General features: G+C 52.3%; 27 protein-coding genes, 7 tRNA genes and 1 riboswitch. All 34 genes read left to right on the plus strand.

Annotation, left to right across the window (positions count from 1 at the left end):
* The first annotated feature begins 28 nt into the window (after nucleotides 1-28).
* The 34 genes from hisC to clpP all read left to right on the plus strand — a co-directional run bounded on the left by hisC (nucleotide 29) and on the right by clpP (nucleotide 25,974).
* Nucleotides 29-1,132 (plus strand): histidinol-phosphate transaminase, encoded by a 1,104-nt coding sequence (gene hisC, locus MHFGQ_RS02430; RefSeq protein WP_106004552.1) that lies wholly within the window; start codon nucleotides 29-31, stop codon nucleotides 1,130-1,132.
* Nucleotides 1,133-1,199: 67 nt separating this feature from the next.
* Entirely contained in the window at nucleotides 1,200-1,808 is a 609-nt protein-coding gene (locus MHFGQ_RS02435; RefSeq protein ID WP_106004551.1) for a GerMN domain-containing protein, read from the plus strand.
* Nucleotides 1,809-1,933: 125 nt separating this feature from the next.
* Nucleotides 1,934-3,835 carry an N-acetylmuramoyl-L-alanine amidase gene (locus tag MHFGQ_RS02440; protein WP_106004550.1) on the plus strand — a complete coding sequence of 634 codons (1,902 nt, stop codon included), beginning with the start codon at nucleotides 1,934-1,936 and terminating at the stop codon, nucleotides 3,833-3,835.
* Nucleotides 3,836-3,919: 84 nt separating this feature from the next.
* Nucleotides 3,920-4,447 (plus strand): DUF2179 domain-containing protein, encoded by a 528-nt coding sequence (locus MHFGQ_RS02445; RefSeq protein ID WP_106004549.1) that lies wholly within the window; start codon nucleotides 3,920-3,922, stop codon nucleotides 4,445-4,447.
* 80 nt (nucleotides 4,448-4,527) lie between these two features.
* The gene (gene murI / locus MHFGQ_RS02450) at nucleotides 4,528-5,340 is read left to right on the plus strand and encodes a glutamate racemase (protein WP_106004548.1); all 813 of its coding nucleotides are present in this window, start codon (nucleotides 4,528-4,530) and stop codon (nucleotides 5,338-5,340) included.
* Nucleotides 5,341-5,346: 6 nt separating this feature from the next.
* Nucleotides 5,347-6,102 carry a ribonuclease PH gene (gene rph / locus MHFGQ_RS02455; RefSeq protein WP_106004547.1) on the plus strand — a complete coding sequence of 252 codons (756 nt, stop codon included), beginning with the start codon at nucleotides 5,347-5,349 and terminating at the stop codon, nucleotides 6,100-6,102.
* Nucleotides 6,095-6,706, plus strand: coding sequence for an XTP/dITP diphosphatase (locus tag MHFGQ_RS02460; protein WP_106004546.1), 612 nt, complete (start codon nucleotides 6,095-6,097; stop codon nucleotides 6,704-6,706). Before rph ends, MHFGQ_RS02460 begins: the two co-directional genes overlap by 8 nt.
* A gap of 103 nt (nucleotides 6,707-6,809) precedes the next feature.
* A tRNA-Gly gene (locus MHFGQ_RS02465) sits at nucleotides 6,810-6,883 on the plus strand.
* A gap of 7 nt (nucleotides 6,884-6,890) precedes the next feature.
* Nucleotides 6,891-6,967 (plus strand) — tRNA-Arg (locus MHFGQ_RS02470).
* Between the two features lie 21 nt (nucleotides 6,968-6,988).
* Nucleotides 6,989-7,065 (plus strand) — tRNA-His (locus MHFGQ_RS02475).
* Nucleotides 7,066-7,081: 16 nt separating this feature from the next.
* A tRNA-Gln gene (locus tag MHFGQ_RS02480) sits at nucleotides 7,082-7,157 on the plus strand.
* An 8-nt stretch (nucleotides 7,158-7,165) separates the two neighbouring features.
* Nucleotides 7,166-7,241 (plus strand) — tRNA-Lys (locus MHFGQ_RS02485).
* An 8-nt stretch (nucleotides 7,242-7,249) separates the two neighbouring features.
* A tRNA-Leu gene (locus MHFGQ_RS02490) sits at nucleotides 7,250-7,334 on the plus strand.
* An 82-nt stretch (nucleotides 7,335-7,416) separates the two neighbouring features.
* Nucleotides 7,417-8,178, plus strand: a complete 762-nt coding sequence (locus MHFGQ_RS02495) for a helix-turn-helix domain-containing protein (RefSeq protein ID WP_106004545.1) — start codon at nucleotides 7,417-7,419, stop codon at nucleotides 8,176-8,178.
* A 159-nt stretch (nucleotides 8,179-8,337) separates the two neighbouring features.
* Nucleotides 8,338-8,736, plus strand: coding sequence for a DsrE/DsrF/DrsH-like family protein (locus tag MHFGQ_RS02500; protein WP_106004544.1), 399 nt, complete (start codon nucleotides 8,338-8,340; stop codon nucleotides 8,734-8,736).
* Between the two features lie 19 nt (nucleotides 8,737-8,755).
* Nucleotides 8,756-8,995, plus strand: coding sequence for a sulfurtransferase TusA family protein (locus tag MHFGQ_RS02505; RefSeq protein ID WP_106004543.1), 240 nt, complete (start codon nucleotides 8,756-8,758; stop codon nucleotides 8,993-8,995).
* 92 nt (nucleotides 8,996-9,087) lie between these two features.
* On the plus strand, nucleotides 9,088-10,227 hold the full coding sequence (locus MHFGQ_RS02510; protein WP_106004542.1) for an NAD(P)/FAD-dependent oxidoreductase: 1,140 nt from the start codon (nucleotides 9,088-9,090) through the stop codon (nucleotides 10,225-10,227).
* A gap of 14 nt (nucleotides 10,228-10,241) precedes the next feature.
* Nucleotides 10,242-10,826: a DUF1641 domain-containing protein gene (locus tag MHFGQ_RS02515; RefSeq protein ID WP_106004541.1), complete on the plus strand. Its 585-nt coding sequence runs from the start codon at nucleotides 10,242-10,244 to the stop codon at nucleotides 10,824-10,826.
* A 170-nt stretch (nucleotides 10,827-10,996) separates the two neighbouring features.
* Entirely contained in the window at nucleotides 10,997-11,782 is a 786-nt protein-coding gene (locus MHFGQ_RS02520) for an HpcH/HpaI aldolase family protein (protein WP_106004540.1), read from the plus strand.
* A gap of 5 nt (nucleotides 11,783-11,787) precedes the next feature.
* Entirely contained in the window at nucleotides 11,788-12,702 is a 915-nt protein-coding gene (gene dapA, locus MHFGQ_RS02525; RefSeq protein WP_106004539.1) for a 4-hydroxy-tetrahydrodipicolinate synthase, read from the plus strand.
* An 18-nt stretch (nucleotides 12,703-12,720) separates the two neighbouring features.
* Nucleotides 12,721-13,689: a hydroxyacid dehydrogenase gene (locus MHFGQ_RS02530; RefSeq protein WP_106004538.1), complete on the plus strand. Its 969-nt coding sequence runs from the start codon at nucleotides 12,721-12,723 to the stop codon at nucleotides 13,687-13,689.
* A 36-nt stretch (nucleotides 13,690-13,725) separates the two neighbouring features.
* A complete protein-coding gene (gene larA, locus MHFGQ_RS02535) occupies nucleotides 13,726-15,012 on the plus strand; it encodes a nickel-dependent lactate racemase (RefSeq protein WP_170066148.1) in 1,287 nt (428 codons plus the stop codon).
* A 27-nt stretch (nucleotides 15,013-15,039) separates the two neighbouring features.
* Nucleotides 15,040-15,492, plus strand: a complete 453-nt coding sequence (locus MHFGQ_RS02540) for a tripartite tricarboxylate transporter TctB family protein (RefSeq protein ID WP_106004536.1) — start codon at nucleotides 15,040-15,042, stop codon at nucleotides 15,490-15,492.
* 11 nt (nucleotides 15,493-15,503) lie between these two features.
* Complete coding sequence (locus MHFGQ_RS02545; RefSeq protein WP_106004535.1) at nucleotides 15,504-17,078, plus strand: tripartite tricarboxylate transporter permease; 1,575 nt, start codon at nucleotides 15,504-15,506, stop codon at nucleotides 17,076-17,078.
* A 9-nt stretch (nucleotides 17,079-17,087) separates the two neighbouring features.
* Complete coding sequence (locus MHFGQ_RS02550; protein WP_106004534.1) at nucleotides 17,088-18,137, plus strand: tripartite tricarboxylate transporter substrate binding protein; 1,050 nt, start codon at nucleotides 17,088-17,090, stop codon at nucleotides 18,135-18,137.
* Between the two features lie 58 nt (nucleotides 18,138-18,195).
* Complete coding sequence (locus MHFGQ_RS02555) at nucleotides 18,196-19,206, plus strand: uroporphyrinogen decarboxylase family protein (protein WP_106004533.1); 1,011 nt, start codon at nucleotides 18,196-18,198, stop codon at nucleotides 19,204-19,206.
* Between the two features lie 17 nt (nucleotides 19,207-19,223).
* Complete coding sequence (locus MHFGQ_RS02560; protein ID WP_106004532.1) at nucleotides 19,224-20,294, plus strand: hypothetical protein; 1,071 nt, start codon at nucleotides 19,224-19,226, stop codon at nucleotides 20,292-20,294.
* 19 nt (nucleotides 20,295-20,313) lie between these two features.
* Nucleotides 20,314-21,102, plus strand: a complete 789-nt coding sequence (hyi, locus tag MHFGQ_RS02565; RefSeq protein ID WP_106004531.1) for a hydroxypyruvate isomerase — start codon at nucleotides 20,314-20,316, stop codon at nucleotides 21,100-21,102.
* A 262-nt stretch (nucleotides 21,103-21,364) separates the two neighbouring features.
* A complete protein-coding gene (gene garR / locus MHFGQ_RS02570; protein ID WP_106004530.1) occupies nucleotides 21,365-22,255 on the plus strand; it encodes a 2-hydroxy-3-oxopropionate reductase in 891 nt (296 codons plus the stop codon).
* Between the two features lie 131 nt (nucleotides 22,256-22,386).
* A complete protein-coding gene (locus tag MHFGQ_RS02575) occupies nucleotides 22,387-23,124 on the plus strand; it encodes a FadR/GntR family transcriptional regulator (RefSeq protein ID WP_170066147.1) in 738 nt (245 codons plus the stop codon).
* A gap of 204 nt (nucleotides 23,125-23,328) precedes the next feature.
* Nucleotides 23,329-23,415: riboswitch (cyclic di-GMP riboswitch) on the plus strand.
* A gap of 113 nt (nucleotides 23,416-23,528) precedes the next feature.
* Complete coding sequence (locus tag MHFGQ_RS02580; protein WP_106004528.1) at nucleotides 23,529-23,735, plus strand: hypothetical protein; 207 nt, start codon at nucleotides 23,529-23,531, stop codon at nucleotides 23,733-23,735.
* 56 nt (nucleotides 23,736-23,791) lie between these two features.
* Nucleotides 23,792-23,866 (plus strand) — tRNA-Gly (locus MHFGQ_RS02585).
* A gap of 146 nt (nucleotides 23,867-24,012) precedes the next feature.
* Nucleotides 24,013-25,347 carry a trigger factor gene (tig, locus tag MHFGQ_RS02590; protein WP_106004527.1) on the plus strand — a complete coding sequence of 445 codons (1,335 nt, stop codon included), beginning with the start codon at nucleotides 24,013-24,015 and terminating at the stop codon, nucleotides 25,345-25,347.
* Between the two features lie 27 nt (nucleotides 25,348-25,374).
* Nucleotides 25,375-25,974: an ATP-dependent Clp endopeptidase proteolytic subunit ClpP gene (clpP, locus tag MHFGQ_RS02595; protein ID WP_106004526.1), complete on the plus strand. Its 600-nt coding sequence runs from the start codon at nucleotides 25,375-25,377 to the stop codon at nucleotides 25,972-25,974.
* The last annotated feature ends 3 nt before the right edge of the window (nucleotides 25,975-25,977 follow it).

The raw sequence follows: 25,977 nt of genomic DNA on the forward strand, positions 1-25,977 counted from the left end.
GTTATAACAGCGAAGGAGATGTTAAGAATTGGGTACTTCTCCTGCATGTCGGGAAACTATTCTGGCCATTAAGCCCTATGTACCGGGTAAACCTATTGAGGAAGTCCAGCGGGAGCTGGGAATTAAGGACGTAATTAAACTGGCCTCCAATGAAAATCCCCTGGGGCCATCCCCTGATGCCGTCCGGGCCATCCAGGAAGCGGCTGAGAGGGTTTACCTGTATCCGGACGGGAACTGCTATTATTTAAAAAACGCCCTGGCGGAAAAACACGGCGTATCCCCGGAAAATATCATCGTGGGCAACGGTACAGACGAGATTATCAAGATGTTGGCCGAAGCATACTTAAACCCCGGGGACGAAATAGTGGTCGCCGATCCCACCTTCTCGGAGTATGAGTTTGCTGCCCTGGTTATGGCCGGCCGAGCTGTGAAGGTGCCCTGCCGCAGCTTCCGCCACGATTTAAAGGCCATGGCCGCCGCCATAACGTCCAGGACACGGCTGGTGTTTATCTGTAATCCCAACAATCCCACGGGGACCATCGTCGGCCAGATGATGCTGGACAACTTTTTGAAAGAAATACCTCCTTCGGTCCTGGTGGTTTTAGATGAAGCCTATGCCGATTACGTTACGGCCGAACACTATCCCGACAGCCTGGCGTACGTGCGCTACGGTCGGCCCAACGTCATAGTCCTGCGCACTTTTTCCAAGATATACGGTCTGGCCGGCCTGCGGGTGGGCTATGGTGTGGCCGTTCCCGAGATCATTAAAAACTTAAACAGGGTGCGGGAACCCTTCAATGTAAACCTCGTGGCCCAGGCTGCGGCTTTCGCCGCATTAAAAGATGAAGCCCATTATCGCAAAAGCAGAGAAATAAATATAGAAGGCAAGCAGTACCTGTACGAACAGTTTGCGGCCATGGGCCTTACGTATGTGCCGACGGAGACCAACTTTATCTTCGTGGACGTCGGGCAGGACAGCCGCGGCGTCTTTCAGGAGCTGTTAAAACGGGGGGTTATCGTCCGTACGGGGGATATTTTCGGCTATGATACTTACCTCAGGGTGACCATCGGCACCCCCCGGCAGAATGAGCGCTTTATAAAGGCGCTACGGGAAGTTTTGGGTCGGGCGTAAAAATTAGGAATAGTTCCCTCCTTTCTTTGATATTTATGTTATAGCAGGAATGAAAGGAGGGACCACCTTGCGGGTACGAAAGTGCCTGGCTGTCGCCGTAGGTTTGCTCTTTATGGTCGTAAATATCAGCGGCTGCGGGCTGGTTGACAGGTTGCGGGGCAGGACCCAGTCCCAGGTGCAGGTGCAGTTGCCGCCGCCGGAAACGGCATCGCCCCAGGCCGGGGCCGGGGAGATTAAGGAAGGCACCAAAACAACTAAAATTGTTCTCTATTTCAGCGATCCAACCGGGAATTACCTGGTGGCCGAAGAACGCAGCATACCTTTAGTAGAAGGGATTGCCCGGGCGGCCATAGAGGAGCTTATCAAAGGACCGAAACCGGGTTCCCAGCTTCTACCGACTATCCCCAAGGGAACGGTGCTTAAAGATATTAACATCCGTTCCGACGGCCTCTGCCGGGTAGATTTCAGCAAAGAACTGGTGAAAAACCACAGCGGCGGTTCCCTGGGAGAAAGCCTAACGGTTTATTCCATCGTCAACACCCTCACCCAGTTTCCTACGGTTAAGGAAGTCCAGTTCCTGGTGGACGGCCAATATGTTAAGACAATAGCCGGCCATGTCGACGTATCCACGGCGATAAGCCGCAATGAAAGCTTGATCAAAAAGGAAGCCCGGTAAGGAAGGTGCCTTGCCGGGCACCCTTTTTGTTTTTTCAACAAAAAGCGGCGGCAGGGAAGGAAAGAGTCGCGGCATAGCGAATAGATATGATAGCTTCTAAAATACGAAAGGAGAAAGGAAGGGTGATGATAAGGAAAAAATTGAAAAGCCGGTGGGCTTTTTTACTGATGCTGATGTTTTTCTACATATTGGCATGGGGCTTAAAAACCCTACCGGCTGCGGCCGATCCGGGGATTGCCCTCTTTTTGAACGGGGTCCAGGTTAAACCGGCAGTACCACCCTATATCGATGCCAACGGTCGTACCATGGTACCATTACGCTTTATAATGGAATATATGGGTGCCAGGGTGGACTGGCTGGAAAAGGAGCGGGGCATCGTCGTTACCCGGGGGTCAATAACTTTAAAGATGTGGATCGACAGCCGTCAGGCCTATGTCAATGGACAATCCCTCACGCTGGATACCACGCCCGTTTTAAAGGGCGATACGACCATGGTACCGGTACGTTTTGTGTCCCAGGCCTTTGGCGGCCGGGTCGAATGGGAAGAAGCCACCCAGAGCGTAAAGATTACTTTGGGAGGGTCTGCTGGTAGCCAGGTGCGCCTGACGGGCAGTTATGTAAATATCCGTTCCGGGCCGGGACTAAATTATAGCATCATCACAACCCTCCCGCGGGATACGGTTTTAAGCTTTCTGGGGGAAGCCTCCGGCTGGTATAAGGTCCAATTGAAGGACGGGCGACAGGGTTGGGTTTCGGCTTCTTATGCCCAGCTGGTCGGCGGCCCTTCGGATAACGGCGGGCCATCGGCAGGAGGACCATCGGAGGGTGATACGAAGCCGCCCGCTGAAGACAACCGGCCGCCTGACGGTGATCAACAGACCGACGGGCAGCCCCTGGGCCTGGCGGTGATCGGCAGCAGGCCTGTGGCCGTTTTGGCCGGGCCGAGCCCGGTAGAAAAACAGGTAGGTACAGCCGCTGCCGGCAGCAGGCTTCCCATTTGGGAGCAAAAGGGCGACTGGTGGCAGGTGGAGATGGACGACGGCCGGCGTGGCTGGCTGGCCAGGGCCCTGGCCACCTTTGCCCCATATGAACCTTCAGAAAAGGAGCCTAATGATTCGCAGGACAACCTCCAGATCACGGGGGTAACTGTAACGACTGTCGGTGAGGCCTTTAAGGTAACCGTTAAAGCCACCGGGGCTTTCACCTTTAAAACTTCCCGCTGGGACAATCGCCTCATTGTTGATGTACCCGGCGCCGTTTTGGCTGTTTCCTCGGGGCAGACTACGGTAGAAGTTAACCGGCCACCCCTTTTAAGGGTGCGTTTGGGACAATATACCAAAGATACAGTGCGGATAGTATTCGACCTGAACAGCAGCGTCCGGTTGCGCTCCCAGCCGGCGGCGGATCAGAAGGGTATGATTTTCCTCCTGGAGAAATCGTCCCTTAAAGGCAGCAAGATTGTCATCGATCCCGGCCACGGCACCGATCCGGAAGGACGCGATCCCGGGGCCATCGGCCCCACAGGGGTGCAGGAAAAGGACGTCAATCTAGCCATGGCCCAGAAACTTGCCGCCCTTCTGAAACAGGCGGGGGCCAACGTCTACCTCACCCGCAGTGATGAGATCTGTCCTTACACCCTTTCCGGCCGGGCCTATTATGCCAATGATATAGGCGCCGACCTCTTTATCAGCATTCACTCCAACGCTTCTTTAAGCCCGGAGGCATCCGGCACGTCGACTTATTTCTATGCTCCGGAAGGTACCGCCCTGGGGCAGCAGCGGGAGGAGCGACTGCGTTTGGCAACGGCCATTCAGAATGCCCTGGTAGCCGTCCTGGGTACAAAGGACCTGGGTGTCCGGGAAGCCAATTTCGCCGTGCTGCGCAATACGGATATGCCTTCGGTGCTGGTGGAAACAGCCTTTATCTCCAACCCCACGGAGGAACAGCTGTTAAACAACCCCACCTTTCAGGCCAAAGTGGCCGAGGGAATCTTTAACGGGCTCAGCGCCTATTTTGCTGGTCAATAAGGAAGGAGGAGCCTGTCTTACCTTGCGGGCTCCCTTCTTCTTTGCTACAATGGGGAGGCAGCAGTCTGGCGGGAGGGAGTACCGGTGCTGGCCCTGGTGGGGGGATATTTTTTAATTTTTTTGGCCCGGGTAGCCGATGTAAGCATGGCCACCATGAGGATGCTTTTTTTAGTCAGGGGCAAGCGCTTCTATGCGGCCGGGATCGGTATTTTTGAAGTAACGATTTACGTAGTGGCTTTGAAGTATGTAGTCGATCGTTTAAGCGATCCCGTGAGTCTCATCTGCTACGCCCTGGGTTTCGCTACAGGTAATATAGTGGGCAGTTTTATTGAAGAGAAGGTGGCCCTGGGACAGGTGACGGTCCAGGTAATTACCCTCCGCGAACCTCTGGAACTGGCCGAAGCTCTGCGCACCGCAGGGTTCGGGGTCACAGTAACCGAAGGCCAGGGGCGGGACGGTTCTCATCCTATCTTAAACTTAAGCTTTCCCCGCAAACAGCTGGGTATTGTCCAGCAGATGGTCAATGATTGGGACGCCAACGCTTTTGTAGTTGTACACGAAGCAAGAACGACCCATGGAGGGTTTTGTCATTATCGGCGTAAAGGGAAATAAAGATTAACCTAAGACTTGCATGCATATAATTATGAAGTACTGGTTCTGCCAAAAAGGATTGGGATAAGGAGATGAGGACGGTGCAGCCCGTCCAACCGGTGGGAGTTTTTGATTCCGGTGTCGGGGGTTTGACGGTGGCCCTGGAGATTTCCAGGCAACTGCCGGCAGAAACCATTGTTTACTACGGCGATACCGCCCACGTACCTTACGGTAGTCGCACCGTAGAGGAGCTTATTTTTTTTGCCGACACCATAACCCGTTTTCTAGTTGAACAGGGGGCCAAGGCCATTGTCGATGCCTGCAATACCACATCCGCCGTGGCCCTTCCCTATTTAAAGCAGAAATATGATGTTCCCATAATCGGCGTTATTGAACCCGGCGTGAAGGAGGCACTAAAAGCCACGCGCAACGGCCGCATCGGTGTTATTGCCACGGAAGCCACCATAGCCAGCCGCGCCCATGAAAAAGCAGTGCAAGCCCACGCCGCCGATGTGCAAGTTTTCGGCCGGGCGTGCCCCAAATTGGTACCCCTGGTCGAGGCCGGCAAGGTTTCCGGACCGGAAGTAGAAGGGGCGGTGCGGGAGTATGTAGAACCCCTTGTCAACGCCGGTATTGATACTTTAATCTTAGGGTGTACCCATTATCCCTTCCTGGCCCCGGTGATACAGGAAGTGACCGGTCCGGGGGTGATCCTCGTTGATCCCGCAGCGGCAACGGTGCGGGAGTTAAAGGAAGTCCTGGCCTCCGCGGGCGGTCTGCGGGGAGCCCACGGCTCCAAGGCCCACACTTTTTATGTCAGTGGCGATCCCCAAACCTTTTATAGGGTCGGCATGCAGCTGGTGGGTTGGCCGGAGCTTAAAGGCACCAGAAAACTCTATCTACTTGGGGAGTAACGGTTTATGGCTTTAACACGAGTAAATGGACGCGGCCCCCAGGAACTGCGTCCCGTAACAATAGAGAGAAATTATCTAAAGTATGCCGAGGGTTCGGCCCTGATCTGCATAGGCGATACGCGGGTGATCTGCAGCGCCACCGTTGAAGATAAAGTGCCGCCCTTTTTACGCAACAGCGGGCGAGGCTGGATTACGGCGGAATATGCCCTGCTGCCACGTTCAACCAGGGAACGGACGGTGCGGGAGGCGACAAGGGGGAGGCCCAGTGGCCGCAGCCAGGAAATCCAACGCCTGATCGGTCGGGCTTTACGCAGCGTCGTAGATACTGCGGTTTTGGGGGAGCGTACCATTTGGGTTGACTGCGACGTCCTTCAGGCCGATGGCGGCACGAGGACCGCTGCCATAACCGGTAGTTTTGTGGCCCTGGCCGATGCCCTGGCCGGTTTGGTGGCGACCGGCGTCATAGAAAGGCTTCCCCTCCGTGACTTTCTGGCGGCCGTAAGTATAGGTCTGGTAGACGGTGAGCTTTTACTCGATCTGGATTTTGAAGAAGATTCCCGGGCCGACACTGATATGAACGTAGTCATGACCGGTTCTGGACAATTGGTAGAGATACAAGGGACGGCGGAGAAACATCCCTTTTCCAGGGAAGAAATGACTGCCATGCTTGATTTGGCATCTGAAGGCATCGCCCAACTTATTGCCATCCAGCGTCGGGTTTTGGGTCCCCTGGCAGAGCAGGTGGGAATGGGAAATGAATAAAATAGTAGTGGCCACCGGCAATGAAGGTAAGGCAAAGGAATTCCGGGAACTGCTTAAAGGGTTAAATGTTACTATATTGACTTTGAGGGATTTTCCAGACGTTATCATGCCGGAAGAAAATGGATACACTTTTGCCGCCAACGCCCTTTTAAAGGCACGTGCCGTGGCCGAAAGGACCGGCCTGCCTGCCCTGGGAGACGACTCCGGCCTGGAAGTAGACTTTCTAAAAGGAGCGCCGGGGGTTTATTCCGCCCGTTTTGCCGGCGAACCCTCTAACGATTTGCTCAACAATCAAAAACTCCTGCAGCTTATGGCGGGCGTTCCTTGGGACAAGCGAACGGCTCGTTTCCGCTGCGCCCTGGCGCTGATAGAGCCAGAGGGGAAAGAGCATATTGCGGAAGGTATGGTGGAAGGCTTTATTGCATACGAACTGAAGGGTGAATACGGTTTCGGTTATGATCCCCTTTTTTATCTGCCGGCTTACGGCAAAACCTATGCCGAGCTGGGTGAAGAGCTGAAAAACGGCTTAAGCCACCGGGCGCTGGCGGTTAAAAACCTGCGGCCGGTATTAAGGGAGCTTTTCGGAGAAAAACAGGAGTTGTAAAGGAACGGCTTTTGGTTAAAATAAAATTGAAGGTTTTTTAAGGGTTTACGGTAAAAACTGTTTTTGACTTCAGGCTTTTTTTAAGGTATAATATCCATTGCGCGCGGGTGTAGCTCAATGGTAGAGCCCCAGCCTTCCAAGCTGGTTACGTGGGTTCGATTCCCATCACCCGCTCCAAAATTGGGCGCCTGTAGCTCAGCTGGATAGAGCAGCGGCCTTCTAAGCCGCGGGCCGCAGGTTCGAACCCTGCCAGGCGCGCCATAAAAAGAGAAAAATTTTATGGTGGGTGTAGCTCAGTTGGTTAGAGCACCAGGTTGTGGCCCTGGGGGTCGTGGGTTCGAGTCCCATCTCCCACCCCATTTTTATCCCTTATGCTGGGGCGTAGCCAAGTGGTAAGGCAACGGACTTTGGATCCGTCATTTCGTTGGTTCGAATCCAGCCGCCCCAGCCACTGCTTGTGAGCCATTAGCTCAGTCGGTAGAGCACCTGACTTTTAATCAGGGTGTCCGGGGTTCGATTCCCCGATGGCTCACCATTTTATCGGCGGGCGTGGCGGAACGGCAGACGCGCCAGACTTAGGATCTGGTGGAGAACATCCGTGGAGGTTCAAGTCCTCTCGCCCGCACCACGTTTTATATCACTTTTTCGGTTTCCGGGTGGCAAACCCGGTTTTTTTCTTTAAAGGTATAAAGATACTGGGAGGATTTTTCGTGGATCTAGGTCCTACCATCAGGCATTTTCGCGAAGAAAGGGGTTACACCCTGGACGAACTGGCGCATAGAGCGGGGATTTCCCCTTCGTATTTAAGCGAGATAGAAAGGGGACACAAGCGCCCTTCCCTGAAAACCCTGGACAAGCTATGCAGCGCCCTTAATATCTCCCGGGAAACCCTTATACCGGCAGAGGCGGCCCGCATTGGTCTCGGAGATAAAATTCGTATGGCCCGCCAAGAAAAAGGTCTCTCTTTAAAAGACTTAAGCGCCAAAACGGGCATCTCCTTTACCTATTTGAGTGAGATCGAGCGGGGCGTTCTCCATCCTGCCGTAGATACCTTGGGCAAAATAGCGGCCGCCCTGGAAGTACCCCTGTCCATGCTCCTCAGCCATAACGAGAACTGGATCGGAAAAAAGCTAAAAGAGGTGCGAGAAGCTCTGGGACTGACCCAGGGCGCCCTGGCGGCCCAGGCCGGCCTTTCGGCGGCGATGATCGGCCAGATCGAAGCCGGAAAAGTGCAGCCTTCCCTTAATACTATAGAAAAAATAGCCAAAGCCCTTGGTATTTCTCCTTGTTATCTGCTTATAGCCCGTGACCAGCTGGAAGAGATGCTGGCTTCCATGGGTCCGGATCTAAGGGAACTGCTTTTAAATGAAAACGTCCAGGCAGTTTTAAGGCAGATCTGTTACTTAAACGAGAAGCAGCTGCGTTTCCTTTTGCGCTTTATTGAGGTTTTTAAGCAGGCCCAGCTGGAGTAATTTTTTTTGCTGTCAAATTCGCCCATTAAAATTTAAGCGAAGAAAAATAAAAGAAAAGGAGGAATATCATTTTTTACGGCGTATATATTTAATAAGCAAGGTGATATACGGGGCGCCCCAAAGATTTACTTGTGAAAAATTACCGAAAGGAGAATGGTCATGGATCAACCTAAATTATCCGTAATCCTTCTCTCAGGAGAGCTGGAAAAGCTGCAGGCCGGATGCCTGGTGGGTTCGGTAGCGTCCATGTCGGGGATGGAGGTCAATATTTTCGTGACTATGGAGGCTTTAAGGGCCTTTCGTAAAGACGTAATCAACGCCCGCGATTTTAAAACCGCCGGCGAAGTCGGACGGGAAATGCTCAATAAAAAAGTCGATCTCTTCTATCAGCTGCTGGAAAACGGCAAAGAAATGGGAAACTTACGGGTCTTCGGTTGCGCCATGGCCATGGATTTAATGGGGTGGCAAAAGGAAGACCTCATCGACCTTTTTGACGACGTAATCGGGGTAACGGCCTTCCTGGGTAAGGCGGCCGGCAGCCAGGTTATTGTAATGTAATTAAATCTGGAGGGATAACATGTCCGAAATTAATATTACCAAAACCATAGACGCCAGAGGCTCATACTGTCCCGGGCCGTTGATGGAGCTTGTCAAGGCCATCAAGCGCGGCCAGGTGGGAGACGTTTACGAATTGCTGTCCGGCGACAGCGGTTCGGCGAAAGACGTGCCCGAATGGGTCAATAAAATGGGTCACGAGCTAGTCTACTGCAAAGAAGACGAAGGTTTTTGGCGTATTGCCGTTAGGAAGACAAAATAAAACCTGCGGCATAAAAACGGCCGGGGGAGGTCTTAGCGGCCCGTCCCCCGGTTTTTACCCAAGTTAGGCGGTTGTTAAAGGAGTGGCATGGAGTGACCAGGCGCATTATCATCCTCGGCGGCGGTGTGGCCGGTACCATGGTGGCCAACCGCCTGGCAAAATCCATGGAAGACGAGATTTACAGCGGCGCGCTGGAAGTAACGTTAATCGGTGACACTGACAGGCATATTTATCAGCCGGGCTTCCTTTTCATGGCCTTCAATGAAGGCTTCCTGGAGCAGTTTACCAGGGAAGAAAAATATCTTTTGCATCCCAAAATTAATTTCGTTGCGGACGGCGCCGTCAATATCGACGTCGAGGGGAAGAAAATTATAACCCCAAAGCAGTCCTTTGCTTACGATTTTCTGGTGATAGCCACGGGGTCATACCCCGATATGGATTCCGTACCCGGTCTGGCGGCGGGCGGCCACACCTTCTATACGCCGGAAGGTGCGGAGAGATTACGATATGAGATGTTAAATTTCCAGGGCGGCACCATCATGGTCACCATCGACGTGCCCCATAAATGCCCGGTCGCTCCCCTGGAATTCATCTTTATGGCCGACGATTATTACCGCGACATCGGTATTCGCGACAAGGTGCGATTGAAATACACCTACCCCATAGGCCGTGTTCATTCCCTGGAACCGGTGGCCAAATGGGCTGTAAAAGAATTCGAGAAGCGCGGTATCGAATATGAGGTCTTTTTTAACCTGGAAGCGGTTGATCCGGAAAAGAAAATTGCCTATAACATGGACGGCTCCGAACATCCTTATGATTTGCTGGTCGCCGTACCGCCCCACCGGGGGGCCAGGGTCGTTCGCGATGCCGGTCTGGGCGATGAAGACGGTTTTATCCCCACCGACCGTTACACTTTAAAGATGGAAGGGCGGGACGACGTCTACGTCATCGGCGATGCCACCAACCTGCCGGTGAGCAAAGCGGGCTCTACAGCCCATTATGAAGCGGATGTAGTGGTCAAGAATTTAATAAGCGAGCTGAAGGGGCTGCCTCCGTCCCATCGCTATAACGGCAAGGCCTTCTGCTTCATTGAAACGGGTATGAACGAAGCCACGTATATCACCTTTAACTACAAACAGCCGCCGCGGCCGGTACCGCCTTCGGAAATGCTGCACTGGTTCAAGCTCTCTTACAACGAAATGTACTGGCTGTCGGCCCGGGGAATTTTATGAGGGGGTGAAGAAGGATGGCCCAACCCGCCAGGAAAATGGTAGGACCTGAGAAGTTGGAGCCGGAACTGCCCGACCGTTCCCGGAAAATTTTAGATCTCCTCAGCGCCGGCATGGATTCCCTGGAGCCATCCGTCATCCAGAACCTGGTCGGCAATCTAGTTCGCCTGGGGGAAATTGCCGATGAATTCAGCCGGCCGGAGATGCAGGCGCTTTTGCGGGAGGTCGCTGGAGCAGGGAGTAGTCTCAGAGGATTAATAGCCGAAATTAAAGAACTGCAAGAGACGGGCACGATGGATGCCCTACTGGAGCTAGGAAGCACCCTTCAGGCCATGAAGGATTCCCTAACCCCCGGAGTGGTCGCCGGTGTTCTCCGACAGCTAGTGAATGCCTTAGCTATGCTGGACCGGATCCAAGCGTTCCGGGGAGATAGGCTTGTAGAGGGCATGGTGGCCGCCCTGAAGGAGGCTGTTGGCGAAAATAAAGATAAATCCCCGCAGGGGTTATTAAGTATCTTACGCCAACTGAACAACCCGGAGGCCAGGAAGGGCTTGAGCATTTTTGCCTCGTTCCTGCAAAAGCTACCGGCGCATCTGAATTAGCTCTTAATTTTTAATCGGCTGCCGACGGGCAGCTTTTTTGTTTTGCCATATCAAGAATAAAAAGTTTTCCGACCAAGAAGGAATTTTGCTTTTAATGACGAATAGATAAAATTAAATGACACATCAAATCACTAAATAATAAAATGATCTCATAGCAAGGAGCTGACCTTATGCGGGAGAACAAGGTGAAAAAAGCCCTGGCCAATGGCGAAGTCGTCATCGGCACCATGATCTCCGAAGTGCGGGGCCCGGGGATCATTACCATGTTGGCCACGGCCGGATACGATTTCGTCTATATTGATATGGAACATTCTTCCTACAGCATTGAAACCGTGGCCGATATGATAGCGGTGTCCAAAGCCCATGACATCGTCACCATTGTCAGGACACCGGGTCTGTCGCGGCTGGCCCTTTCCCGGCCCCTCGATGCCGGTGCGGAAGGACTTCTCATTCCCCAGGTGGAGACGGAAGAAGAAGTAAAGCAGATTGTGGAGTACACCAAGTACTATCCCCTGGGCGAGCGCGGCATGGCCCTGCGGCGTGCCCATTCCAACTTTGCTCAGGTGAAAACGGCCGATTATATCAAACTGGCCAACGAGGAGACACTGATCGTCATCCAGATCGAAAGTGAGCGGGCCATCAACGATCTCGAGAAGCTGGTAAGGGTGGAAGGCGTGGACGCGGCCTTCATCGGGCCGGCCGACCTTAGCCAGTCCTACGGCATACCGGGCCAGACCAGTGATCCGCGGATTACCGCCGCCCTTGAGCGGTTTATCCGGGTTTGCAACGACCACGGCGTGGCGCCGGGCATCCACGTCTATGACATGGAAAGCGCCAAAAAATGGATTGATGCGGGTATGAGGCTGATAGCCTACTCCAACGATATCAGCATGATCGTCGATACCGGCAGCAAGTATACCACCGAGTTAAAGGGATACGTCGCCTCCCGACGTTAGTAAAAATGGAGGTAAAAGAAATGGCAAAATTTGTACCCCGGGGTATCATCCCGGCTATGGCCACGCCCACCGACGAGTGGGGAAATATCAATGAAGGCGCACTGCGGAAACTTGTCAATCATTTAATCGACGGCGGCGTGCACGGCCTTTTCCCCATCGGCAGCCAGGGGGAGTTTTTCGCCCTCACCTTTGAGCAAAAGAAAAAAGTGATCGAGATAGTCATCGACGAAACCCGGGGCCGCGTTCCCGTCTATGCCGGCACGGCGGCTTTAACTACTAGGGAAGCCATAGAAACCACTAAGATGGCCCGCGATCTGGGGGTCGACGCCGTTTCCATCCTGACGCCCTTTTTCACCAACCTGAACCAGAAGGAAGTCATCCAGTTTTACCTTGATATCGCTAGGGCCGTCCCTGACCTGCCGGTACTGCTTTACTCCAATCCGGCCAGGACCAAGGTGCCAATTACGGTAGAAACCGTAAAAGAGCTGGCGGCCGTGGACAACATTGTTGGCATCAAGGATTCCAGCGGCGACATGACCCTCACGGCCGAATATATAAGGGTCACGCGGCAAATGGATTTCTCCGTTTTGGCCGGCCGGGATACCCTCATTTACGCCACCCTCTGCTACGGCGGTACCGGCTCCATTACGGCCACGGCCAACGTGGATCCGAGCCTGGTGGTAGAAATTTATGAGGCCTTTATGGCCGGGGATCACCGCCGCGCCCTGGAGGCCCAGTACCGCCTTGCGCCCCTGCGCCTGGCCTTTGAACTCGGGACCTTCCCGGTGGTGATCAAGGAAGCTTTGAACATGATCGGCATCGAAGCGGGGCAGGCCATTCGGCCTGTCGGGCCCCTTACGGAAGAAAACCGCGCCCGCTTAAGGCAGGTCTTGCAGGAAATGGGTATAGTCAAAGCATAGGACGGTGCAAAGAAAAGAATGAAAAAGAAAGTTTTAATCGTACAGCCGATTCATGAAAGCGGCATGAAGGTATTTGATGACCGTTTCGAGGTAAAAGTGGCGCCCGACCCGTCGGTAGAAACGGTAAAAAGGGAGATTAAGGGCGTCGAAGGCGTGGTCGTCCGGACGGCGCCCTTTACCCGGGAAATAATCGCGGCGGCCGACAGCTTGAAAGTGATCGCCCGTCACGGCGTAGGCGTGGACAACATCGATGTTCGGGCGGCCACGGAAAGGGGTATCCTGGTTGTCAACACCCCCGACGCCAATGCCGTATCGGTAGCCGAACATACCATCACCGCCATAGGAGCCCTGGCAAAAAGGTTGCTATCCATGGATCTGGCCACCCGCCGCGGCGAATGGGAAGTCAGAAACGAATACAAAGCGGTGGACCTGGACGGCAAGGTGCTGGGACTGGTGGGCCTCGGCAGGATAGGAACCATGGTAGCCAAAAAAGCAGCCGCCGCCTTCAACATGCGGGTAATTGCCTACGATCCCTATGTGCGGCCGGAAACGGCGGCAGAAAACAATATTACATTATACAGCGACCTCGACCGGATTTTCCAGGAAGCCGACGTAGTTTCCCTGCACACCCCACTCACACCGGAGACGCGGGGGTTGGTAAATGAAGAAAGATTAGCTTTGATGAAGGCTTCCGCCTTTCTTATCAATTTCTCCCGCGGCGGCGTGGTGGACGAGGACGCCCTGTATAAGGCTTTAAAGAACGGCCTTATCGCCGGTGCGGCCTTGGATGTGTTCGAAGAAGAACCTCCGCCGCACAATCATCCGCTGTTTGAACTCGATAATGTACTCCTTTCGCCCCACAGCGCGGCCCTGACCAAGGAATGCGTTGTCAGGATGGCCACCGGCGCGGCTCAGGGAGTAGTTGATGTATTAACCGGAAAAAGGCCGCAATATGTTGTCAACCCGGAAGTGTTGCAGGAGAAATAGATAACGCGGGCGAATATAAGGAGGATTAACCGTCCAGTGGCCAGGTATGCCGTCCCTAACGGGAAAAAGTTGATAGAGTTTACGATCCCGGATGGCGTTGATGTTACAGTAGTTGAGGCACGGAAGCTGCCGGTTCTTCCCGATGCGGAACGAGCCGTGCGGGAGGCCGTCGCCAATCCCATCGGCAGCCGGCGCTTACAGGCCATGGTGCGTCCGGGACAGAAAGTCGCCATAATCGTTACCGACATTACCCGTAAGCTTCCCGAGGATGTCATCCTGAGAGTTTTATTAGAAGAACTGCAAGTCGGGGGTATACGCCGCGAGGATATAACCGTTGTCGTGGCCACCGGGACCCACAGGCCCAACACCAGGGAAGAACTTGTCGATATGTTTGGAAAAGATAATGTGTCAAGCCTCAACTTCGTCAACCATAACGCCTGGGATAAAGATGGGCTGGTTTATTTAGGCAAATCGCGGCGGGGTATACCGCTGGTAGTTAACAAACATGTCGCCGCCGCCGATATTAAAATCTCCACGGGGGTTATCGAAACTCATCTCCTTGCAGGTTATAGCGGCGGCGTAAAAAGCGTGGCCGTTGGCGTGGCCGGGGCGGAAACCATTGCCGCCACCCACAATTATCAAGTGATGGCCGAAACCCGCTTGGGAGTTGTGGAGGGCAATACCTTCCGGGACTTTTTAACTGAGGCCACCCTGGCCATAGGATTAGATTTTATCGTTAACGTGGTCCAGACGGGGAGGAAAGAACTGGTAAGGGTGGTGGCCGGTGATCCGGTGGCCGCCTTTCTGGAAGGCGTCAAAACGGCGCGGTCCATGTATGAAGTGGAGATCGATGACCAGGCGGACATCGTCATTGCCGGGGTGGGTTACCCCAAAAACCGCGATCTTTACCAGGCCACCCGGGCGGCCAACACCTCCGTCTTCGGCCCCCGGCCGGTGGTAAAAAAGGGAGGGGTGATCATCATCCCGGCCAGCTGCGAAGACGGCTTCGGCCATCCCGGGTATGTAGAATGGATGGCCGCCTCCAATGGCCCGGAGGATATTATCGAGCACGCTGCGAAGGAGGGGTTTGCTCCGGGCGATCAAAAAGCCCTGATACTCTCCTGGATTCTAAAACAGGCGCGGTTGGTGGTGACCGATTGTGAAATTCCTGCAGGAGAATTAAAAAAGATATATTTAGATGCCGTGCCCACTTTGCAGGAGGCAGTTAACAGGGAGCTTGCGGGCAGAACCGGCGCGAGGGTAATTATAATCCCAGATGCTCTTCTTACTCTGCCCATTTTGCGAAAACAGCAACTCTTATAAAGTTTTAACCGGCCGGGGGTGGTGGCGGTGAAGAAGCATTTAAGGACGACGGGCCTCTTTTTAATCATCGTTGGCGTGGCTTTAATGGTCGATTCTGTTGTGGTGCTTAAACTCGGAAATTATCATCATCCGGATTCCGGCTTTTTGCCCTTTTGGTACAGTTTACTGCTGGTGATATTCAGCCTGGCGCTGGTAATCAGTAATTTGGGTGCCGACGGCCGGCCGCAACCTTTTTGGGGAACCCTGCAATGGGTAAAACCCTTAATAGCTGCCTTAATTATAGGGTTATACGGCGTTATTATGGAAGAAATCGGATATATGCTTGCTACTTTTATATTTCTCCTGGCATGGGAAACGCTTCTCGAACATGAAAAATGGTTGAAAACATTAGTTATTTCCGTCATCGGGACCATATCTTTGTATTTAATTTTTGAGCATATGTTGGGAGTTCCGCTTCCGGCAGGCATTTTCGCGCTATAGGAGGGCAGGTAATGGGTATTTTTGAGGGTCTGATCAACGGCTTTTCCATTGCTCTACAAGGCTATAACCTTATATTTGCCTTTGTAGGTTGCCTGCTGGGTACGGCCATCGGTGTCCTTCCCGGTCTCGGCCCGGCGGCTACGATATCGCTGCTTTTGCCGGTAGTTTATAAAATGAGTTCACCGGCGACGTCGATAATTTTTTTGGCCGGAATTTATTACGGTTCGATGTACGGCGGGTCGACGACTTCGATTCTCCTTAACTTGCCGGGTGAAGCGGCATCGGTAGTTACCGCGATAGACGGCTACAAAATGGCTTTGAAAGGTCGGGCAGGAGCGGCCTTGGGAATTGCCGCCATTGGCTCCTTTATCGCCGGCACTATCGGGGTTATTGGACTAAGCTTCGTCGCCCCTCCCCTGGCCGAATTTGCCCTGCGTTTTGGGCCCCCGGAGTACTTTGCCCTCACCCTTGTGGGGCTCTTGCTGGCGGTATTTCTATCGGGATCGTCCATAGTGAAGGGGCTTATTACCTTACTGATCGGCCTTTTGCTGGCGAGCGTCGGCCTTGATCCCATGACGGGGAAGGTCCGTTTTACCGGTGGAATTATAGGGCTCCAAAGCGGTTTTGATTTTGTTACCCTGGCCATGGGGGTATTTGGCATTGGCGAGATTTTATATACCTTGGAGCAGAGCCTAAAGGGGGAGATAGTAACCACGAAAATCGGTAACGTCTTTCCTACCATAAAGGATTTCATTGAAGCGAAATGGGCGATTATTCGCGGTTCATTAATCGGCTTTATCGTTGGCATCCTCCCCGGCGGTGGGGCCGTAGTTGCTTCCCTGGCGTCCTATGCTGTAGAAAAAAAGTGTTCAAAAAAACCGGAAGAATTCGGCCAGGGGGCCATCTGCGGTGTAGCAGGTCCGGAATCCGCGAATAACGCTGCCTCTAGCGCCTCCTTTATACCCCTGTTAACCCTGGGTATCCCCGCCAACGCCTCTATCGCCATGATTTTTGCGGCGCTGTTGATCCAGGGGGTAACCCCCGGGCCTTTCCTGGTAAAAGAGCACGCCGACGTCTTTTGGGGAGTTATCGCTTCGATGTATATAGGTAATCTGATGTTGTTGGCCCTTAATCTACCCCTGGTAGGTATATGGGTTCAACTTTTGAAGGTGCCTTTCGGGATCTTGGCACCGGCGGTGGTATTGTTCACCTGTGTAGGAGTCTACAGCATAGCCAACGATACCTTTAGCATATATACCCTACTGTTCTTCGGCCTCCTGGGCTATTTTATGCGCAAACTCGAATTTGAGCCGGGTCCGTTACCTCTAGCCTTTGTACTTGCTCCTATAATTGAAAATTCTTTAAGGCAGTCTCTTTTGATGTCGGGCGGCAGTATGGCCATCTTTTTTACCCGGCCCATAGCGGCTACTTTGTTCGGTATCTTTATAGCCCTGGTGATCGCTCAAGGTCTGCAATCGCTACGCCGGCGGAAAAGGTCGGAGGTTTCGCCGGAAATAACCACCGGCGAGTTTAATACAGCCTTCGTAAAGCTATCTACGGGAAATAAACTTAATGGAAAGGGGTAGAGGATTAAGATGTATCGTAAGAAAGCCTGGAGAATATTGGGTCTGTTGATGGTCGCCCTGCTGGTGCTCCTTATCGCCGGCGGCTGCGGCGGCAAATCTGCTACCCAGAACAATGCCCCTTCTCAAGAGAAAAAAGAAGGGACTGCGGCAACAAGCGGTAAATATCCAGAAAAACCAATCACTATTATCGTTCCTTATGCGGCAGGCGGTTCTACCGATGCCCTGGCCCGGGCCATTGAAAAGGTGTGGACCAAATACTCCCCGCAGCCCGTCATGATTGTCAACAAACCGGGCGCCGGCGGTGTTGAAGGGCGGGAATTTGTCAAAACTTCCAAGCCCGACGGTTACACCTTAATGATAGGCTACGGTTCAGGCGAAGATTTAATCGGTCCTCAGCTGCAAAAAGTGCCCTACGATCCCCTGAAAGATTTTACACCCATAGCTAGAATGTCAATCCATTCCACCATTATCTGTGTGCCGGGCAACTCCCAGTTTAAATCAATGCAGGAGCTCATCAACTGGGCTAAAACGAGTAAACAGCCCGTCACCGCCAGCGTATCGACGGCTACGGGCAACGTTAATATCACCATGCGCGGTATTGGCAAAGTTACCGGCATTAACATCGTTCCCATACCCCATCAGGGTGGCGCCCAGGCCATTACCGACCTGATCGGCGGCCATACCATCGTGGGCGGCGGTTCCGGTAACGAAGTGGCGCCCCATATTCAGGCCGGCAGGTTGCGTCCCCTGGCCGTAGATCTACCGGAGCGCGATCCCGCCTTCCCGGACGTGCCGACTTTAAAAGAACAGGGCATAAACTTCTACAGTTGGGGTTCAGTGAAGGGTATTGCCGCTCCGGCCGGAACTCCTAAAGAAGTGGTTGATTATCTGGCCGGCGTGCTGAAAAAGGTAAGCGAAGATCCCGAGTTTAAAGAGTCGATGAAGAATCTCTATCAGCCCATCCTTTATATGGGTCCCGAAGAATATCAGAAATTCTTCAAAGAGGCCTATGACTATTTCGGCAAGCTGATTAAAGACCTGAATATAACATTGCAATAAAAGGTTGTAACCCTTCCCTTCCCGTAGATAGCTTTATTTTTTGAAAGGAGATATTTCCATGAAACCCATGTCCTCCCGGGAAAGATTCCTTACTGCACTGAAAAGACAGCAGCCCGACAGGGTGCCGTGGTTTGAGAGTTACGTTCACCGAGGTCTCGCCGACAGGATTGTCGGGCGCAAGACCGATTTGCCGCCGGGCTGGCGTACCCCGCCGGACTTATATAAAATTCTCTGCCTTGATACCATTACGTATAACTTCAGGCCCCCCTTTTATGCCATCATGGAAAAGAACGGCGACGTAGAACAATTGAAGGAAGGCCTGCTCAAGAGCAGGGACGACTTGAAGGCTTTAAAGGAATTTCTGCCCGACCCCGAGAATCCGGATTTTTACAGGGGTGCCGAAGAACTTTTGTCCTTTGCCCGGCAAAACGGCCTGGCGGCCATTGCCGGTATCAGGGTGGGATTAAGCAACACGTACAACAGCATGGGGTATGAAAACTTCTCCTACGCCCTTTATGACGACCCCGGTTTTATCGAAGAGAGCATGGAATTGATCGGCGAGTGGTGTATTAAGGTTATTGAGCGGGTCAATGATTTAGGTTTCGATGCAGCCTATATTTCCGAAGACATAGCTTTTAAATGGGGACCGATGTTTTCTCCGGAACACTTCCGGAAATATATGCTGCCCCATATGAAAAAGGTCGTTGATCACATAGCTATTCCCAGGATATACCATACTGATGGCAATCCTCTGCCTATGCTTAAAGATCTGGTGGAAGAGTTAAACATCTGTGCCATTGCCAATCTAGAGCACGGTGCCGTTGATATCTTCCAGGTGAAGGAAGAATGGGGCGACAAAATCTGCCTTATCGGCAACATGGATCTGCACTACACTTTAACCATGGGCACCCCCGAAGAAACGGTTCTGGAAGCCAAAGAGAAGCTGGAGAAAGTGGGCAGGGGCGGAGGTTACGTTATTTCCAGCTCTAATGGCCTAACGGAATACTGTAAGGCCGAAAACATCCTGGCGCTAAATGGTGCGATATTGCGCTACGGCGTTTATTATTGAAATAAAAGGTGATTTTGGTGTTAACGGCATCGCAAAAAATAGAACTGCATAAAGCTTACTGGCAAAAAAATGAACTGCCGCGACCATTAATCGGCTATCAAATCGGGAGCCAGTTGATCAGTGAAAATTTTACGGCGGCCCAAAAATTGCTGGCCGAACCGCGGGAAATAACGCCGGAGATGATCGTCGTTGAAGATTACTATGAGGATTACCAGAGGATGTATTTAGACAGCCTTGAAATAGAGCAGGAAGCCTTTTGGGCCGCCATGCCTTTTCCGGGAATACCCTGGCTGGAAGCCATCTTGGGCTGCCCAATCTACAGCTCTGAGGGAAGTTTTTGGGCCAAACCGTGCTACGATGATATAAACCAGGTTAAAATTGCCTTTTCCCCGGGCAATCCCTGGCTGCAAAAATTGCTGGAATTCGTAGACCGTCTGGTAGAGCTGGCACAGAATCGTTATCCAATTGGCCAGCCCATTTTAAGGGGACCGGTTGATTTGCTTGGCTCCCTTATAGGCCAGGAAAAACTGGTTTACGCCTTTTTTGACCACCCGGAAACGGTAAAAAAGCTGGCCCGGGAGGCGGCTGAATTTTACCGGGATGTAGTAAAGTTACTCAGGGAGAGGATACCCTCATTTTACGAGGGCTACAGTTTCGGCTGGTATCCCTTGTGGGCGCCGGATAAGTGTATGATCTTCCAGGAAGATCTGATGGCATTAGGTTCTCCGGGCATTTACAGGCAATTTTTCTATGAAGGTGACAGGTTGCTTTCTAAAGCCTTTCCGTATACGACTATCCATGTTCACCCTAATTCTTTTTTCATAGTTGACGATCTTATTAGTATTGAAGATTTAAACGTAATTGAGATAAACTATGATGTGGGAGGGCCTTCCATTAAGGAAATGGTTCCCATGCTCCGAAGAATTTTAGAGAAAAAACATTTGATTTTAAGGGGGAAAATGCAGGAAGACGATATAGAAGTAATTAAAAAAGAGCTACCATGCCGCGGGATATTTTTACACATAGTCGTGCCGGAAATTAATAGGGGCCGCCAAATAAATTCATTTATCGATAGCTTATATAAATAGCAGCGAAGGGGAGGATTTTATGCCAAAATTTGCCGCCAATCTGACTATGCTCTTTACCGAGGTCCCTTTCCTGGAGCGGTTTAAAGCCGCAAGAGAAGCCGGCTTTAAAGCCGTAGAGTTCCTCTTCCCCTATGAACACGGCATGGAAGTCGTAAAAAAAGCGGTGGAGGAAAACGGTCTTGAGGTGGTGCTCTTCAACCTGCCTGCCGGCGACTGGGCGGCGGGTGAAAGGGGTATCGCCGCCGACCCGCGGCGGAAGGATGAGTTCCGGGAAGGAGTAAAGCAGGCGGCTGACTGGGCCCGGGCTTTAGGGGTGCCGCGGTTGAACTGTTTGGCCGGCAAGAGGATAGACGCCTTCACCTTAGAAGAACAGTGGCGGGTACTAGTGGAGAACGTCCGCTACGCGGCCGAAGTTCTGGGGGAATACGGTATAAACCTTATGGTGGAACCCTTAAACTATTACGACGTACCTGGTTTCTTGCTCAACACTACCGCTCAGGTTTTGCGGCTCATTGACGAGGTCGGTCGCGCCAACGTATTTTTACAGTACGATATTTACCATGCCCAGAAGGTGGAAGGAAACCTGACGGTCATCTTGCGCGAACACCTGGCAAAGATCGGCCACATTCAGATAGCCGACAACCCCGGTAGGCATCAACCCGGAACCGGTGAAATAAATTATCCTTTCCTTTTCCGCGAACTGGATAACGTTGGATACAAGGGATATGTATCCCTGGAGTACATCCCGCTTCCCGATACCCTTAAATCATTATCCTGGGTGACGGAGTACGGTTACACCCTGGGTTAAATGAAAGTTATTAAGGTGCGAAATTTATACCAACTTATAGCGGCACCATCAGAAGAAAAATAACGGGCTGGCATTTGTTTAGAGCGAGCGACTTGGTCTGAGCGATTAAACAGCCTTGGCAAAGCCGAGGAGCGAGGGCGGGCATCGAGGACAAAATGTCCAAGGCCGAATTCTAAAGGCAAGGATGCCGAAGCAAAAACAAAGCCAGCCTGGAGAGAAGTAATTTTCCAGGATAGAAAACTTAAAGAAAGGGGCCAAAAAGATGGGCAAAATCGGTTTTATCGGCTTGGGTATCATGGGTAAACCCATGAGCAAGAATCTTTTAAAGGCCGGCTATGAGCTGGTGGTCTATGATATCAACAAGCAGGCGGTAGACGATGTGGTTGCCGCCGGCGCGGAACCTGCCTCTTCCTGTCGTGAAGTGGGCGAAAGATGCGATAAATTCATCACCATGCTCCCCAATTCCCCCCATGTAAAGGAGGCCGTATTAGGACCCAACGGTCTTATTGAAGGGGCCCGCCCCGGTTCTATCTTAATCGATATGAGTTCCATCGATCCTATGGTCAGCCGGGAAATAGCCGGAAAGCTGGCCGAAAAGGGCGTGCGTATGCTTGATGCGCCTGTAAGCGGCGGCGAACCCAAGGCCATCGACGGCACCCTCTCGATAATGGTGGGTGGCAGGCAGGAAGACTTTGATGAATGCTACGATATTTTAAAGGCCATGGGTTCTTCCGTGGTCCGCACGGGTGAAATTGGCGCCGGCAATGTTACCAAGCTGGCCAACCAGATTATTGTCGCCCTGAACATCGCTGCCATGTCCGAGGCCCTGGTTTTGGCCACCAAAGCCGGAGTCGACCCGGAGCTGGTGTACCAGGCCATCCGCGGCGGTCTGGCCGGGAGCACGGTGTTGGATGCCAAAGCGCCCCTGGTGCTGGCCGGTCAGTTCAAACCCGGTTTCCGCATCAATTTACACATTAAAGACCTGGCCAATGCCCTGTCGGCCGGCCATGAGGCGGGCGTGCCCCTGCCCTTGACGGCTGTTGTTATGGAAATACTCCAGGCCTTAAAGGTTGACGGGCTGGGGGATGCCGACCACGGGGCCATCATTCGTTTCTACGAAAAGCTGGCCCAGGTGGAGGTCAGAAAGAAATAGGGAAAATCAAGTCGCCGTGCGAGGTCCGGGCCGGATTTATGAAGGCCTGGACCTCGCTTTAAAAGAGATAAAAACGATTGGGCGGCAGCTATGGGAATTTATTTACAGTCAGGTACAGGTGCGTGATGTTTATGAAAGAAAGGCTAGTCATCAGGAAAAAGAAAATGTATGAAGAAGTGGTGGAGCGTATTCTTCAGCTTATAAAATCAGGCGAATATAAGGTTGGCGATCGCCTGCCGCCCGTACAAGAGCTGAGTGAAATGTTCGGCGTGGGCACCCCTACATTAAGGGAGGGGCTTTCCGTCCTCTCTTCGAGCGGTATCCTGGAGATCAGGCACGGCAACGGGATTTACATCAAGCGTTTTCCCCTGGAGGCCGAGGACGTTCTCGCCCAGATAAATGAAGTGGAGTACGAACAGCTCCTTTCCTGGGTGGAGTTTCGCCGGGCCCTGGAAGCTGAAGCCGCTGCCCTGGCGGCCGAGAGGCGTGACGAGGCAGATCTTGAGGCCATTGAGGCGGCGGAAAGAAGACTGGAAGAAGAGATAACACGGGGAGAAATCACCATCGAACCCGACTATCAGTTCCACAACACTATAGCCCTGGCTACCAAAAACCCCATCTTTATTCAAACCGCCAGCACCATCGAGCACATTATCAGGCAGTATTTCCATTTGAGTTTACGCTATGGTAAAACTTTTCCGTGGCATCGCGAACTCGTGGTTACGGAACACCGGAAAATCATAGAAAACATCCGCAATAAAAAACCGCGGGAGGCGCGCAATGCCATGCTGGAGCATCTTAACAACGTGGCCGGCCGGGCCAAGCTCCTGGAGAGCATGGCAAAGGGCGAAAAATTAGATAAAAGCTAGATTGCCGGGCATATATTTTAATGTATTTTTAAAGTGACGTTAATACAATTATAACTCCTGCATGTTAATATACAGGTGAGCAAAGCCCTCTGACCTCCTTTTTAAATATAAATTTCCTACCACACCCGGAATTAGCCGGGTTGTTTTTTTATTTTGCAGGAAAAAAGGTATTGATGTCGAATAGCGTAATAAAAAGTAAAATGTTACCGCTAAAGGCAAACCCCACCGAAAGGGGGGGACGCAAAGCCATGGGTCTAAGGCTTTTTAAGCTATGATCGCCAGGCTGCCGGTACCTTGATGCTGATTTTTTATTAAGCATTGAGTTTCAGGGCGGCCTTAAGTTTTCGCGCCGCCCTTAATTTTTTAGTAGCATTGGGGCCCGCTCACAGGAAGGGGATTACCGGATGTCATGCAGGGAAAGGCTTATAAACCTGGAAGTATTGGAAGCCCTTTTGGACGATTACCTGTCTCGTAAAAGTGTGTCAGCGCCGTATAAACGCTTTCTTTTGCGGATGATTGAGGGTCAGGTGGAAATCCTCGTCCATAATCTTTTACAAAAGGTTGATGATACAATAATGCATAACTACAAAAATTGGCGGCAGAAAGCTTGACAGGACCGGTGCTATCTGCTAAGATAACGCTACGGAAAGGGAGTACCTTATTACGGGCGGAAGTAGCTCAGTGGTAGAGCATCGCCTTGCCAAGGCGAGGGTCGCGGGTTCAAATCCCGTCTTCCGCTCCATATTTTTCGCTGAGGGCCTCGGCACGGGTATTAACCTGTCCGAGGTGTTATTCTAAATGCTGCTTTTTAAGGATGCGGCAGGAAAAGGTAATGGCAACGGCGAAATATGCTAAACGTAGTAGGGATCAGGGAGGAGCAGTTAAGTAATGAAGGCAACCGTCGAGAAGCTGGATAAAAATCAGGTACTTCTGGAAGTAGAAGTGGAAGCCCCCAGGGTACAAAAGGCCATAGATCAAGCCTATCGCCGCCTGGTAAAGCGGGTAAACATACCGGGGTTCCGTAAAGGAAAGGCGCCGCGTTTTATCCTCGAGCGTTATATAGGCAAAGAGCCCATCTATGACGAAGCGGTGGAAATTGTCGTGCCGCCGGCTTATGAAGAAGCCCTGGCCGAACACAGCCTGGAACCCATCGACCGGCCGGAAGTAGAAATAGTCAAGGTAGAAGAGGGCGAGCCTTTAATCTTTAAGGCAAAGGTCGAGGTAAAACCTGAAGTCCAGCTGGGACCCTATAAGGGGGTTGAAGTAGAAAAACCCGAGGTTCGGGTCGGCGAAGAAGACGTCGACGCCTACCTTAAAAGCATGCAGGAACGGTATGCCACCCTGAAAAACATCGAAGACGAACCCGCAGCGGTAGGTGACATCGTCGTTATCGATTTTAAAGGTACGGTAGATGGAGAACCCCATCCCGGCCTGGAGGGCAGCAATTTTACCCTCGAATTAGGCTCGGGCACACTGGTCCCCGGCTTTGAAGAACAGCTAGTAGGTGCCAGGGTGAATGAAGAACGTACCATAAACATTACCTTTCCGTCCGACTACCATCAAAAGGATCTGGCAGGCAAGGAAGCCGTCTTTCAGGTTACCGTACGGGGAATTAAGCGAAAAGAGCTGGCGCCCTTAGACGATGAGTTCGCCAAAGACGTGAGCGAGTGCGAAACCTTAGACGAACTGCGCCAGGATATCCGCCGTCGGTTGGAGGAAAGACGGCGCCAGGAAATCGATGCCGCCGTCAGGCAGGCGGTGGTGGCCAAGGTCGTAGATGCGGCAACAGTAGATCTCCCGGAGGTTATGGTCAGACGACGCATCGCTGCTCGCATCCGCGAACTGGAGCGCAACTTACAGATCAGAAAAATAACTCTAGATGAGTTCTTAAAAGAAAACGGGAAGAATATGGAAGATCTAGATAAAGAATTCCGGCCCGGAGCGGAACGGGAAGTAAAGACGGAGCTGGTTTTGGAGGCCATAGCAAAAGCGGAAAATATTGAGGCCACTGAAGAAGAGGTGGTGGCGGAAATCGACAAAATGGCACGCGCCTTCCGGCAGGATCCCGAAGAAGTCCGGAAAAATTTGGGCGACTTGTCTTTCCTGAAATACGATATAATGATCAAAAAGACCATTGATTTTCTGGTGGAAAACAGCGTGGCCGTTCCGCCCCGGGAAGGCGGAGTAGAGGAGAAGGGAGAAACTGCTGCTGCAGGGGAGTAACATTTTCCTATGGAGGTGGGATAAGGAGTGTCTATCCTGGTACCGGTTGTCGTTGAGCAGACGAACAGGGGCGAGCGGGCCTACGATATTTACTCCCGCTTGCTAAAAGACCGTATCATTTTTTTGGGCAGCGCCATAGATGATCATGTGGCCAACCTGGTGATTGCCCAGATGCTTTTCCTGGAAGCGGAGGATCCCGATAAAGATATCCACCTATATATCAACAGCCCCGGTGGCTCCATTTCTGCAGGGATGGCCATCTTTGACACCATGCAGTATATCCGGCCCGATGTATCTACCATTTGCGTCGGCCTGGCGGCCAGCATGGGTGCCTTTCTTTTAGCGGCCGGCGCCAAGGGCAAACGTTTCGCCCTGCCCCACAGCGAGATCATGATTCACCAGCCCATGGGCGGCACCCAGGGCCAGGCCGTAGATATCGAGATCCACGCCAAGCGTATCCTGGCCATCCGGGATACTTTAAACCGTATTTTGAGCGACATTACCGGTAAACCCGTGGAACAGATTGCCAGGGACACCGACCGCGATCATTTTATGACGCCCCTGGAAGCCAAAGAGTACGGTTTAATCGACGAGGTGATCACCAAGCGCGAGTTGCCCCGTAAATAGGGA

The organism is Moorella humiferrea, assembly GCF_039233145.1.
GTDB classification, from domain to species: domain Bacteria; phylum Bacillota; class DSM-521; order Neomoorellales; family Neomoorellaceae; genus Neomoorella; species Neomoorella humiferrea.